The organism is Aeromicrobium sp. A1-2 (genome assembly GCF_003443875.1).
GTDB lineage: Bacteria > Actinomycetota > Actinomycetes > Propionibacteriales > Nocardioidaceae > Aeromicrobium.
This window is the reverse complement of sequence record NZ_CP027482.1, coordinates 3,000,085-3,011,731: the sequence shown is the minus strand read 5'-3', so window position 1 is coordinate 3,011,731 and position 11,647 is coordinate 3,000,085. Positions and strand designations below refer to the sequence as shown.

The 11,647-nt window shown below is 67.6% G+C and carries 12 protein-coding genes and 1 tRNA gene; 7 read left to right on the top strand and 6 right to left on the bottom strand.

The annotated features are described in order from the left end of the window. Nucleotides 1-76: 76 nt before the first annotated feature. Nucleotides 77-718 (bottom strand): uracil phosphoribosyltransferase, encoded by a 642-nt coding sequence (gene upp / locus C6I20_RS14820; protein WP_118397324.1) that lies wholly within the window; start codon nucleotides 716-718, stop codon nucleotides 77-79. A 72-nt stretch (nucleotides 719-790) separates the two neighbouring features. Here upp and tadA point away from each other — a divergent pair, with 72 nt between their 5' ends. Genes tadA through C6I20_RS14800 form a run of 4 tightly spaced genes read left to right on the top strand, consistent with a single transcriptional unit; the run spans nucleotide 791 to nucleotide 4,111 of the window. Further along, complete coding sequence (tadA, locus tag C6I20_RS14815) at nucleotides 791-1,246, top strand: tRNA adenosine(34) deaminase TadA (protein ID WP_256372158.1); 456 nt, start codon at nucleotides 791-793, stop codon at nucleotides 1,244-1,246. 5 nt (nucleotides 1,247-1,251) lie between these two features. After that, nucleotides 1,252-2,343, top strand: coding sequence for a GNAT family N-acetyltransferase (locus C6I20_RS14810; RefSeq protein ID WP_118397321.1), 1,092 nt, complete (start codon nucleotides 1,252-1,254; stop codon nucleotides 2,341-2,343). A gap of 56 nt (nucleotides 2,344-2,399) precedes the next feature. Continuing rightward, entirely contained in the window at nucleotides 2,400-3,512 is a 1,113-nt protein-coding gene (locus C6I20_RS14805) for an LLM class flavin-dependent oxidoreductase (protein ID WP_118398985.1), read from the top strand. Beyond that, nucleotides 3,509-4,111 (top strand): CE1759 family FMN reductase, encoded by a 603-nt coding sequence (locus C6I20_RS14800; RefSeq protein ID WP_118397318.1) that lies wholly within the window; start codon nucleotides 3,509-3,511, stop codon nucleotides 4,109-4,111. The genes C6I20_RS14805 and C6I20_RS14800 overlap by 4 nt, the downstream gene beginning before the upstream one ends. A gap of 12 nt (nucleotides 4,112-4,123) precedes the next feature. On the opposite strand, the gene C6I20_RS14795 is transcribed toward C6I20_RS14800, so the two are convergent. Genes C6I20_RS14795 through C6I20_RS14785 form a run of 3 tightly spaced genes read right to left on the bottom strand, consistent with a single transcriptional unit; the run spans nucleotide 4,124 to nucleotide 6,471 of the window. Next, on the bottom strand, nucleotides 4,124-4,762 hold the full coding sequence (locus tag C6I20_RS14795) for a nucleoside/nucleotide kinase family protein (protein WP_118397315.1): 639 nt from the start codon (nucleotides 4,760-4,762) through the stop codon (nucleotides 4,124-4,126). 7 nt (nucleotides 4,763-4,769) lie between these two features. Further along, on the bottom strand, nucleotides 4,770-5,825 hold the full coding sequence (locus tag C6I20_RS14790; protein WP_118397312.1) for a dipeptidase: 1,056 nt from the start codon (nucleotides 5,823-5,825) through the stop codon (nucleotides 4,770-4,772). Further along, entirely contained in the window at nucleotides 5,818-6,471 is a 654-nt protein-coding gene (locus tag C6I20_RS14785; protein ID WP_118398983.1) for an SIS domain-containing protein, read from the bottom strand. Before C6I20_RS14785 ends, C6I20_RS14790 begins: the two co-directional genes overlap by 8 nt. A gap of 247 nt (nucleotides 6,472-6,718) precedes the next feature. Between C6I20_RS14785 and C6I20_RS14780 the strand changes: the two genes are divergently transcribed. Continuing rightward, a tRNA-Ser gene (locus C6I20_RS14780) sits at nucleotides 6,719-6,805 on the top strand. A gap of 124 nt (nucleotides 6,806-6,929) precedes the next feature. On the opposite strand, the gene C6I20_RS14775 is transcribed toward C6I20_RS14780, so the two are convergent. Further along, complete coding sequence (locus C6I20_RS14775) at nucleotides 6,930-7,850, bottom strand: glycosyltransferase family A protein (RefSeq protein ID WP_162891356.1); 921 nt, start codon at nucleotides 7,848-7,850, stop codon at nucleotides 6,930-6,932. A 524-nt stretch (nucleotides 7,851-8,374) separates the two neighbouring features. On the opposite strand from C6I20_RS14775, the gene C6I20_RS14770 reads away from it, so the two are divergent. Both C6I20_RS14770 and C6I20_RS14760 read left to right on the top strand, forming a co-directional pair. Next, the gene (locus C6I20_RS14770) at nucleotides 8,375-9,217 is read left to right on the top strand and encodes an SDR family NAD(P)-dependent oxidoreductase (RefSeq protein WP_216822906.1); all 843 of its coding nucleotides are present in this window, start codon (nucleotides 8,375-8,377) and stop codon (nucleotides 9,215-9,217) included. Nucleotides 9,218-9,605: 388 nt separating this feature from the next. Next, nucleotides 9,606-10,019 (top strand): MerR family transcriptional regulator, encoded by a 414-nt coding sequence (locus C6I20_RS14760; RefSeq protein ID WP_216822905.1) that lies wholly within the window; start codon nucleotides 9,606-9,608, stop codon nucleotides 10,017-10,019. A 3-nt stretch (nucleotides 10,020-10,022) separates the two neighbouring features. On the opposite strand, the gene C6I20_RS14755 is transcribed toward C6I20_RS14760, so the two are convergent. After that, nucleotides 10,023-11,525: a SulP family inorganic anion transporter gene (locus C6I20_RS14755; protein ID WP_174232956.1), complete on the bottom strand. Its 1,503-nt coding sequence runs from the start codon at nucleotides 11,523-11,525 to the stop codon at nucleotides 10,023-10,025. Nucleotides 11,526-11,647: the final 122 nt, after the last annotated feature.

The following is an 11,647-nucleotide window of genomic DNA, read 5'->3' as shown; positions in this document are numbered from 1 at the left end:
TGGTCTTCCTGGTGCTCGGAGTTGTCGTCGTCGCGATCTTCTACTTCGGTATCTACCGCTAGTCCGCGGGGCTTGCTCAGCCAGCGACGCCGTAGAGCCGGTCGCCGGCGTCACCGAGCCCGGGAACGATGTAGCCCAGCTCGTTGAGCCGGTCGTCCAGTCCTGCCGTCACGAGGGTCACCGGCACGTCGATCTCGGCGAGCTCCTGCTCCAGCCGGACGACGCCCTCAGGTGCGGCCAGCAGGGTGATCGCGGTGATGTGGTCGGCGCCGCGCTTGACCAGGAAGTCGATCGCCGCGGCGAGGGTCCCGCCGGTCGCGAGCATCGGATCCAGGACGTAGCACTGGCGCCCGGTCAGGTCGTCGGGGAGTCGCTCGGCGTACGTCACGGCCTCGAACGTCTCCTCGTTGCGGACCATGCCGAGGAAGCCGACCTCCGCGGTCGGCAGCAGCCGCTGCATGCCTTCGAGCATGCCGAGGCCGGCCCGCAGTATCGGCACGACGAGGGGGCGCGGGTCGGACAGGCGTACCCCGGTGGCCACGGCGACCGGAGTCGTGACCTCCACCGGCTCGACCCGCACGTCACGCGTGGCTTCGTACGCCAGCAGCGTCACCAGCTCGTCGGCGAGGCGCCGGAAGGTCGGTGAGTCTGTCCTGGCGTCTCGCAGCACGGTGAGCTTGTGCGAGATCAGGGGATGGTCGGCGACGTGTACCTGCATGCCAGCAGGGTAGCGGTCGCGCTCGGGCGTCTGTCACCATCGCTGTGGAGCCAGCCCACCAGGAGGCACATCGTGGCCGAGGAACAGCTCATGGAGCAGGCGTTGCAGCTGGCTGAGTCCGCGCTCGCCGACGGCGACGTGCCGGTCGGCGCCGTGGTCGTCGACCCGCACGGCACCGTGATCGGCCGGGGGCGCAACACCCGCGAGCGCGACGGCGATCCGACCGGACATGCCGAGATCGTGGCGATCCGCGAGGCCGCTGCGGTGCTCGGCGGGTGGCGTCTGGAGGGGTGCACGCTCGTCGTGACGCTAGAGCCGTGCACGATGTGCGCCGGTGCGATTGTGGCGGCCCGGCTGGAGAAGCTGGTCTTCGGCGCGTTCGACGACAAGGCCGGGGCGGTGGGCTCGCTGTGGGACGTCGTGCGCGACCGCCGGCTCAATCACCGGCCCGAGGTCGTCAGCGGCATCCTGGCCGAGCGATCCACCTCGTTGCTGCAGGACTTCTTCGCCGGACACCGGAGGGGATGAGCGGGATGGGTTTCGCGATCGACGAAATCGTGGTCCCATCGAGCGTCGACGGTCCTGATGCCGACTTCATCGCCATGATCGGCGTGCGCAACGAGGTCGAGGAGCAGATCCTCGGCACGACGGTGCTGTCGGTGACCCCGGCCGGGGTCCTGCCTTACTTCGCCAACAACGTGAACCGCCTGCGGCGGCACTTCGTCGCCCGGGTCGACGACGTGATCGTCGCCCGCGCGATCCTCGGCTGGCCGACGGCCGAGGGCGCGGTCGAGGCGCGTATCAATGTCGACGTGCTGGCCGAGTACCGCGGATCGGGCCTCGGTAGCGCGCTGCTCACTTTGGTCGAGGCAGAGGCGATCGCGCTCGGGAGGACCGTCCTGCAGTCCGATCAGCCGCACGCGCCCCGCCCCGGGGGGCCGCGGATCCCGTCCCCGACCGGCTTCGGCGATGTGCCTGCCGATGACCCGGGGGTCCGGTTCGCGGTCCGGCACGGCTACCGGCTCGAGATGGTCACCCGCATCAGCAGCCTCGACCTCGCCGGTGCCGCCGGGCTGGCCCGGGAACAGCTGCAGGCGGCGCAGGAGCAGGCCGGTGCGGACTACCGGGTCGTGACGTGGGCGGGAGCGACCCCCGAAGATCGGCTCGATGACCTGGCCGCACTCAGGGCCGGCATGAGCACAGATGCCCCGCACGCCGGGATCGAGATGGCACCCGATCCGTGGGACGTCGAACGCGTTCGCGCCCACGACGAACGCCAGCGGGCCACGGGTCGGGTCAAGCTCACCGCGGCCGCCGAGCATGTGTCGTCCGGGCGCCTGATCGCGTTCACCGAGATCGAGATCGAGCCGGGTGAGGCGCCACCGGCGCTGCAGGAGGACACGCTGGTCCTGCGCAGCCACCGGGGGCATCGGCTGGGGATGCTGCTCAAGGCGGCCAACCTCCTGCACCTGCTCGACGTCGCGCCCGATGCCACGGTCGTCACGACGTACAACGCCGAGGACAACCGCCCGATGCTGGACGTCAATGAGGCGCTTGGGTTCATGCCGATCGGGCTCGAGGGCAGCTGGCAGAAGCGGGTCGGAATAGACTGCGCGGTAATCTAGTTGAAGTTTCAACAAGCCTATGAACGGGTTTGGCGAAGGAGAAACAGATGACCAGCATGCAGTTCGGGTTGTTCACGGTCGGTGACGTCACACCCGATCCCACCAACGGCACGACGCCTACCGAGCACGAGCGCATCAAGAGCACGATCGCGATCGCGAAGAAGGCCGAGGAAGTCGGGCTCGACGTCTTCGCGACGGGGGAGCACCACAACCCGCCCTTCGTGCCGTCCTCGCCGACGACGACGCTGGCGTACATCGCTGCGCAGACCGAGCGGCTCATCCTCTCGACTTCCACGACGCTGATCACGACGAACGATCCCGTCAAGATCGCCGAGGACTACGCGACCCTGCAGCACCTGTCGGACGGTCGGATGGACCTGATGCTCGGCCGTGGCAACACCGCCCCGGTCTACCCCTGGTTCGGCCACGACGGCAGCAAGGCCGTCGAGCTGACCGTCGAGCACTATCACCTGCTGCGCAGGCTCTGGGACGAAGAGGTCGTCGACTGGGAGGGTAAGTTCCGCACGCCTCTGCAGGGATTTACCGCGACCCCGCGACCGCTCGACGGCGTCGCGCCGTTCGTCTGGCACGCCGCCATCCGTACGCCCGAAGTCGCCGAGCTCGCGGCGTACTACGGCGACGGGTTCTTCGCGAACAACATCTTCTGGCCCAAGGAGCACTACATCCGGCTCATCAACTTCTACCGGCAGCGCTACGCGCACCACGGTCACGGCGAGCCCGAGCAGGCCATGGTCGGTCTGGGCGGTCAGTTCTACATCCGCAAGAACAGTCAGGATGCGGTCAACGAGTTCCGTCCGTATTTCGACAACGCCCCGGTGTACGGCCATGGCCCGTCGCTCGAGGACTTCGCCGAGCAGACGCCATTGACGGTGGGCAGCCCGCAGCAGTTCGTCGAGAAGACCCTGACCTTCGCGGACTACTTCGGTGACTACCAGCGCCAGCTGTTCCTCGTGGACCACGCCGGTCTGCCACTCAAGACCGTGCTCGAACAGCTCGACGAGCTCGGCGAGGTGCTGCCGACGCTGCGCGCGGAGTTCGATGCTCGCCGGCCCGCGAACGTGCCGGACGCCCCGACGCACGCCGCCCGTGTGGCTGCTGCGCGCTCCTCGGTCGAGCCGGTCGAGGCCCCCGAGGAGGCGCGCGCATGACCCGCATCGTGGCTGTCTCCGCCGGTCTGAGCGATCCGTCCACGACACGCATGCTTGCCGATCGGCTCGCCGGCTCGGTGACGCGCCAGTTCGGTGACGCGTCCGTCGAGGTTGTGTCCCTGCGCGAGCTGGCGCACGACGTCACAGACGCGACGTTGACAGGTTTCGCCGCACCGAGGCTGCAGGATGCGATCGACAAGGTCATGGCAGCTGACGGGCTGATTGTCGTGTCGCCGATCTTCAAGGCGTCCTATCCGGGTTTGTTCAAGTCGTTCATCGACGTCCTCGAGTCCGACGCGCTGATCGGCAAGCCGGTGCTGCTCGCTGCCACGGGCGGGACGGCCCGCCACTCGTTGGCGATCGACCACTCGTTGCGACCGCTGTTCGCGTACTTGCAGGCACTCGTCGTGCCGACCGGAGTCTTCGCCTCGCAGCACGACTGGGGGACCGATGGTGCCAATGCGCTGGGGCAGCGGATCGACCGCGCGGCCGGTGAGCTCGTGAGCCTGCTCAAGAGTGCCGGGACGGGCCGGGCGCGGACCGATGAGTTCGACCTGTTCAGCGACACCTTCCTGGCGGCTTCTCGACCGACGGCCTGATCGGCGCCGCTCCTAGGTGCGGCCGCCGTCGACCACCAGGTCGGCGGCGCCTCGGCGTGCCTCCACCCGCCGGGCGTTCGGCTCGTCGACCCGCTCGACCCACGCGCGGGCCTGCGACTCGGTCTTGCCGAACTGCACGTGCCGCCGGACCAACCTCGTGACCCGTGTGGGTTCGTCGAGCTCGACGAACCACGTCTCGTCCAGCGCGGCCTGCACCACCGGCCATGCCCCGTCGGAGTCGAGCAGGTAGTTTCCCTCGGTCACGACGAGCCGATCGGTCGGTCGGACCGTGATCGCACCGGCGAGAGGTTGCTCGAGAGCGCGGTCGAAGCTCGGGGCGAGGATCTCGCGGGCCAGGTCGGCGTGCAGGCGTGCCAGCAAGGCCAGGTAGCCGTGGACGTCGAAGGTCTCGGGGGCGCCCTTGCGATCGAGGAGCCCGCGCTCGCGGAGGGCCGAGTCGGCTAGGTGGAAGCCGTCCATCGGGACGTGGGCGACCCCGATGCCATCTCTACGGAGCTGCTCCACCACGGCCTCTGCCAGGGTCGACTTGCCGGCGCCCGGGGGCCCGACGATGCCGATGATGCTGCGCCGATCGACGCGGATCAACCCACGGGCCCGACCTGCGAGCTCGTCGATGGGTCCGGGTGGCATGGTGCCCTCAGTTCACCACGGTGGCGTCCAGCACACGCAGGATGTTGTCACCCATGAGCTTGGCGAGATCGGCGCTGGACCAGCCGCCCTCCGCCAGCCGGTCAAGCAGGAGCGCGTGCCCGGTCACGTCGTGCATGCCCTCTGGCAGCACCGCGACGCCGTCGTAATCGCTGCCGATTCCGATGTGATCGATGCCCGCAACGTCGCGCGCGTGCTCGACGTGAGCGATGACGTCGTCGACCGTCGCGGTTGGAGCGGGGCCGGAGCCGTCGCCGGTATCCCACAGAGCCGCAGCCTGGTTCACGAACGCCGGGACGTACGTCACCATCACGACGCCACCGTTGCCGGACAGGCGCTCCAGGACGTCGTCGGGCACGTTGCGCGGATGATCGGTGACGGCTCGACACGAGGAGTGGCTGAAGATCACCGGCGCGACCGAGGCGTCGAGCGCGTCGCGCATCGTGGTCGCCGCGACGTGCGAAAGGTCGACCAGCATGCCGAGTCGGTTCATCTCGACCACGACGTCTCGGCCGAAGTCGCTCAGACCACCGTGGACCGGCGCATCGGTCGCCGAGTCAGCCCATGGCGTGTTCTCGTTGTGGGTCAGCGTCATGTAGCGGACCCCGAGGCGGGCGAAGTCGCGCAGCACGGCCAACGACCCGTCGATGCTGTGTCCGCCCTCGGCGCCGAGCAGGGACGCGATGCGACCTGACCGCCAGGCCCGGCGGACGTCGTCACCGCTCCACGCGTACGCGAACGTGTCGGGATAGCGGGCGATCATCCGGTGCACGAAGTCGATCTGTTCGAGCGTGTAGGTCACGGCGTCGGCCCCGCGCTGCTCGCACGGGGCGTAGACCGACCAGAACTGTGCCCCGACGCCGCCGCGGCGCAGGCGTGGGATGTCGGTCTGATAGCTGCCGGACATGTCGCCGTCGAGGCCCTCGGGTGAGTACGCACTCTTGCCACGCGCCTCCCACGCCAGGTCGTTGTGCCCGTCGACGAGCGGCGCGAGGGCCATGGCTTCGATCGCAGCGGATTGGCGGAGATCGGCCAGCTCAGTCATGGTAAAGACCCAGCTCCGATGCGAGACGTTGGCGCTCGGTGAACCGCCGGTGGGAACCCTTGGCGTCGGCGGCGACCAGAGTCGCAAGAAGCTCGACGACCATCGCCACAACGGGAGGTGACACCTCGGGCGTCTCCGGGTGCATGCTCAGGTCGTCGTCGACGTGCGCCAGGCCGGCGGAGTCCGCGGGACCGATCACGATGGTCTGGGTGGCGTGCCCGGCAAGCGGGTTAGTGTCTGAGTCGGTGATCAGGACCAGCGAGCCCCCGGACTGCACGAATGGCAGGGCGGTGTGGATCGTGCTGCTGCGATAGCGGCGCAGTGAGATCACGATCAGGACGTCGTCGACACGCACGTCCGACACGATGTCGAGCGGACGCACAATCGTGCCGTCGACCAGGGTGACCTGGGCGAGCGAGTTGCTCAGCTTGGCCGCCAGCAAGGAGGCATAGGTGAACGATGTCGCCGTGCCGAGGACGAATCGTCTACCGGCGGAGGCGATGTGCGCAGCGGCGGCCTCGATCGCGGGATCGGTGAGGGCCCAGCCGAGACCGGCCTCGAACTCCTCGCGCTGAGCGTCGATCAGCCGCGACTTGAGCACCGCGGCCGATCGCGACCCGCTCATGGTCTCGATGTGCGCGGTCATGCCGCTGGCCGCCAAGCGCGCGTGCAGGCGTTGTGAATCATGGAGTCCCCCGAATCCGGTGCGGGTCGATGGTCGACCGGGCACATCCGCACTTTGCTTCACGTCATCGGGTAAGTCAATTCGGCCCGCGACGCGAGCCAATCGGGGAGTCTGTCTGCCCTCGTGAGGGGTTGCGCCCAGCAGTGAGGGAATCGCAGGAATGGGTGCGGATTCGGTGGTCGCCCCCGCGTCCGGTAACCTCGTCCGCGGTGGCGTGTCCGAGTGGCCTAAGGAGCACGATTCGAAATCGTGTGTAGGTTCATCCCTACCGTGGGTTCAAATCCCACCGCCACCGCACGTTGAGAGCCCCGGTTCTGACTGGAATACCAGTCGGGCCGGGGTTCTTCGCTCGGATGTAGTTCCGTCGCATGCGCTCCGCGGGGTTGGACAGACTGACCGACGCCGTGAGGAGCGCCTCGCTAGGTGATGCGTCTGACCGTCTGTCGGACGGCGCGGTAGACGCGCTTGAGATTGTCAACGACGGGCTGAAAGGGTGTCATGACACGCCGCATGGGATCCGAGGCGTAACAAGCCCAGAGCGTCAAGAGGCGCCCGTGCCTGCGGCGGATGCCGAACTCGGCCGACAGTTCGGCGTTGAGCGGTCGCGCCCGGCCCGTCATGACGTTGGCGGAGTGGTTCTCGCCGTTGTCGACGTGATAGACCGCTCCTCGGAAGGGGAGCGGCTGCAGCGGCCTGTCGTGCGCCGCGTACCACTCCGCCGCGTGCTTGTGCGCTCCAATGATCTTGGACAGCCGTTCCCCGTACGCGACCCGGACCTGTTCGCGGGTCGCGTGAACATCCAGCTCGTCCGGGACGCCGTATGCCTCATACGGGATCACGAAGCACGTCCCGCAGGTGCGATTGAAGTTCGGTTGCTCCCGGAGGGCGCTGCGCGCGCCTGAGTACATCCAGCCATCCTTGACGACCCACCCATTCTGGCCGGGGTTTTGCGCAGTGAACGCGGCCAGGTCACGGTGGACGAAGTCGTCGGCATCGAAGATCATGACGTAATCCGGTGAGAACTCCCGCGCCGCGATGAGACCGACCCCGATCTTGGTCCCCTTGTCGCGGATGAATGGGGACCGGCTGACCCGCACCGTCTTCGGGGCGGGAGCGCGGAAGTCGACCTTGACGAAATGCACCCGCTCCGGCAACGGAAAGCTGGGCGCTCGGTTACCCACCACGATCACCACGAATTCTTCCGAAGTCTGGTTGGTCACCGAGCGGAGCGTCTCGAGCAGCAGCCGCTCGACGCGGGCGTAGTCCTTGGAGTTCCTGGGGTGACGGAGCGAGGTGATGAAGGCGAGCACTACCGTCCCGTATCTGTCGCGGCGATGCACGCGTCAAGCGTGATGGTGGCGGCATCGCAGGTCGTGACGACGCGCGGCTGGTCAGTGTGCATGGCATTGTGCTTTCGATGAATATTGTCCACGCCGGACGTGGCAATAACCTGAGTATGTCGTGTCGCCGCCGGACAAGGCGGTGTGTACGGAGACCGCTCGTCGCGGTTCCTTCTGGCTGCGTGACAGGCTGACGGTACCGGCGCATCGTGCGCCCGTCCACCGGACGCGTCGTGCAAGCCGAGCTGGTCGCGCGAAGAGATGACGATCCGCGTCGTCCCATCAGTTGACGCCTCGCCCGCTTCGCCTCGCAGAGACGCAACTTGGACATCCCGGGAACGGGAACTGCGAAGGCCGCGGCTACGTCATCGGCACGAGGTTCCTCAGGGGGGAGCAGTGCAGTTGTGAACGAGCCGCCGCCGCAGGCTCCCCGCTTGCGCGAAGCCAAGGTTGTCAAGGTTCGGGAGCGCGATCGCGCTCTCGTCAGGTGATGGCGGGCTGGCCCGTTGTCCTAGGCTCATGGCATGACTGATCAGACGATGGCAGGCCGCACTGTCCTGGTGACTGGAGCGAGCGACGGGATCGGGGCCGAGACTGCCAAGACGCTGGCGGCCAAGGGCGCCACGGTCCACGTGACCGGGCGCTCCGCCGACAAGCTCCGTCCGATCGCCGAGGCGGTCGGCACCGAGCCGCTCATCGCTGACTTCTCCCGGCTCGACGATGTTCGCCGCCTCGCCCAGGAGCTCGGCGATCGCGTGGACACGCTCGACGTCCTGATGAACAACGCTGGCGGCACGTTCGCTCCGTCGAACAAAACCGCGGACGGCCACGAGCCCAACTTCCAGATCAACCACCTGGCGCCGTTCCTGCTCACCAACCTGCTCCGCCCCCAGCTCGCCGCGGCCGGCACGTCGCTGGTTGTCAACACCTCCAGCGTCGGCAACCTGATGGGCAAGATCGTGCTCGACGACCTCGACTACGAGCACCGCCGGGCGATCGAGTTCCCGGCCTACGGCACCGGCAAGCTGATGAACATCGTCTTCACCCGCGGTATCAGCCAGCGGTGGTCGGGCGACGGCGTTGTTGCTGTCGCCGTCCACCCCGGCCCGGTCGGCAGCTCGTTCGGCCGCGACTCGTGGTTCGTCGGGCTCCTCTATCGCTCCCCGCTCAAGCGGCTGGCCACCATCAGCGTCGCCGAAGGTGCGGCGCCGCTGATCGCCCTCGCCGAGCGCGGACCCGACCCCGAGGTCGACGGGCGCTACTTCAGCAGGTTCAAGGCCGACGGCCGGGAGAACAAGCATAGCCACGACCAGGCGATCATCGACGGCCTGTGGGAGCGATCGGAAGCGCTGGTCGGGCTGGTCTGATCCGCAGGGCGAGTTCCCCTACGACCCAGCCGGGCAACCTCAGAGCGAGGGAACGGACGACCTGCCTGCAGTCAACAGCGTCGGTCGCCAGCAGGGCGTGCTGGCCGGCTGGAACGCCGACCTTGTGCGTTGGCCGCCCGAAGGGTTTTTCGACACAAGACGACCGAGCAGCCGTTCCGCACCGTCTTCTGGATCACCGTCGTCGCCAGCTGCGTGCTGCTCATGTGGTCCGTCCACGAGGCACCACTGCTGTTGTGACCCCGGCAGCGCCGTGAGGTAGGCGCAGGTCGCTGTTGGTCCGGCGGGCGAGGGCATGAAACGAGCCGGGCCTGCCGTGGCTCGCGGCTACACTGGCGACCCGAAGGATTGCTGGGACAGGGTGGATCGAGTGGACGCGGTACGCATGCAGATCGGCGAGGTTGCCGATCAGGTCGGCCTGAGTCTGCGCACGATCCGGTTCTATGAGGAGACCGGCCTGGTCATCCCTTCCGGCCGCAGCGTCGGAGGATTTCGGCTCTACTCCGAGAGTGACGTCAGCCGGCTCCAGCTCATCAAGCGGATGAAGCCGCTGGGCTTCTCGGTCGAGGAGATCGGGGACTTCCTCGGGGTGCTGGACAACCTGGCGTCCAGCGACCTGGACTCTGTCGAGCGCACGGCGCTCCTCGCCCGCCTGGACGACGTCCGCACGAGCGTCGACGAGCGGATCGCCTCGCTGGTGGCCAAGGTCGAGCAGGCCGGCGAGTTCGCGGTGCAGCTCACCGAGGTCAGCGAGACGTCCCGCTCACGGCTCGGCCGCGGCTGACGCTCAGTGGCCGCCGCCGAGGTGACCGGCCAACTTGGCGTGACGGTCCATGCTCGCCTCGTTGAGCCCCTGGATGTCGACGTTCTTGCCCTTGGCGCGGTACTTCGTCTCGATCGCGTCCAGCGCTGCGACGGTCGAGGCATCCCAGATGTGTGACTCCGACATGTCGATGATGATGTTCTGCGGGTCGCCGGCGTAGTCGAACTGGTAGAACAGGTCGTTGCTCGAGGCGAAGAAGAGCTCGCCGACGACCTTGTAGACCCGGGTGTTCTCGTCCGGGTGGGCGACGTCGATGACCTCGGTGAAGTGAGCGACGCGGCGGGCGAACATGACCATCGCGATGATGACGCCGACGCCGACGCCGATGGCAAGGTTGTGGGTCGCCACGACCACGGCGACCGTCGACAGCATCACGACGTTTTCGCTCTTGGGCATGCGACGCAGGGTGTTGAGCTGGACGCTGTGCCAGTCGAACGTGCCGATCGCGACCATGATCATGACCGCGACCAGGGCGCCCATCGGGATGACCGCGACGACGTCTCCGGCGCCGACGACGAGGGCGAGGAGGAAGATGCCGGCCATGAAAGTCGAGATGCGGGTGCGGGCGCCGGATGCCTTGACGTTGATCATGGTCTGGCCGATCATCGCGCAACCGCCCATGCCGCCGAAGAAACCCGTGATGATGTTGGAGGCGCCCTGGCCCCAGGCCTCGCGGGTCTTGTCCGAGTGGGTGTCGGTGATGTCGTCGACGAGCTTCGCGGTCATGAGTGACTCGAGCAGTCCGACCAGGGCCATCGCCAGCGCGTACGGCGCGATGATGCGCAGCGTCTCGAGGTTCAGCGGGATGTCGGGCGTGAACAGCGATGGGAGGTTGTTGGGCAGGTCGCCCTCGTCGCCCACGTTGGGGACGTTGATCGCGGCGATCACGGTGAACGCGGTCAGTAGGACGATCGCGACGAGCGGCGCCGGCACGACCTGGGTCATCCTGGGCAGGAACACCATGACGATGATGCCGACGGCGATCATCGGGTAGACGACGAACGGCACGTCGATCATGTGCGGAACCTGGGCGGTGAAGATCAAGATCGCGAGTGCGTTGACGAAACCGACCATGACCGATCGCGGGATGAAGCGCATGAGCTTGGCGAAGCCCGTCACGGCCAGCACGATCTGGAGGACTCCGCCGAGCATGACCGTCGCGATGAGGTAGTCGATGCCGTACTCGCGGACGAGCGGCGCGAGCACCAGGGCGATCGCTCCGGTGGCTGCGGAGATCATGGCGGGGCGCCCGCCGAGGAACGCGATCGAAACGGCCATCGTGAACGAGGCGAACAGGCCGACCTCGGGGTCGACGCCCGCGATGATCGAGAACGAGATCGCCTCGGGGATCAGTGCCAGCGCGACGACCAGCCCGGCGAGCACCTCGACGCGCAGGATCTTGGGGGAGGCGAGCGCTGTTCGTACGGAGTAGTTGTCGCCGGCTTCCGGCGGGTGGACAGTGTTCATGGCCATGGTTGGTCCCGTTCGCGTGGTGGGCTCGTCCGAGCCGGCGTGATTCCCACAAGGTGTGTGGGGTGTCGGCGTGACGCAGGGATGGTGGCCTGCGTGCGACACCTGACACGGCAACC

Bases quoted from the DNA above. Each gene is read 5' to 3' on its own strand.
- C6I20_RS14755 (WP_174232956.1), bottom strand. From the start codon at position 11,525: ATGAACACTGTCCACCCGCCGGAAGCCGGCGACAACTACTCCGTACGA.
- C6I20_RS14785 (WP_118398983.1), bottom strand. From the start codon at position 6,471: ATGACCGCGCACATCGAGACCATGAGCGGGTCGCGATCGGCCGCGGTG.
- upp (WP_118397324.1), bottom strand. From the start codon at position 718: ATGCAGGTACACGTCGCCGACCATCCCCTGATCTCGCACAAGCTCACC.
- C6I20_RS14810 (WP_118397321.1), top strand. From the start codon at position 1,252: ATGGGTTTCGCGATCGACGAAATCGTGGTCCCATCGAGCGTCGACGGT.
- C6I20_RS14800 (WP_118397318.1), top strand. From the start codon at position 3,509: ATGACCCGCATCGTGGCTGTCTCCGCCGGTCTGAGCGATCCGTCCACG.
- C6I20_RS14770 (WP_216822906.1), top strand. From the start codon at position 8,375: ATGACTGATCAGACGATGGCAGGCCGCACTGTCCTGGTGACTGGAGCG.
- C6I20_RS14795 (WP_118397315.1), bottom strand. From the start codon at position 4,762: ATGCCACCCGGACCCATCGACGAGCTCGCAGGTCGGGCCCGTGGGTTG.
- C6I20_RS14790 (WP_118397312.1), bottom strand. From the start codon at position 5,825: ATGACTGAGCTGGCCGATCTCCGCCAATCCGCTGCGATCGAAGCCATG.
- C6I20_RS14805 (WP_118398985.1), top strand. From the start codon at position 2,400: ATGCAGTTCGGGTTGTTCACGGTCGGTGACGTCACACCCGATCCCACC.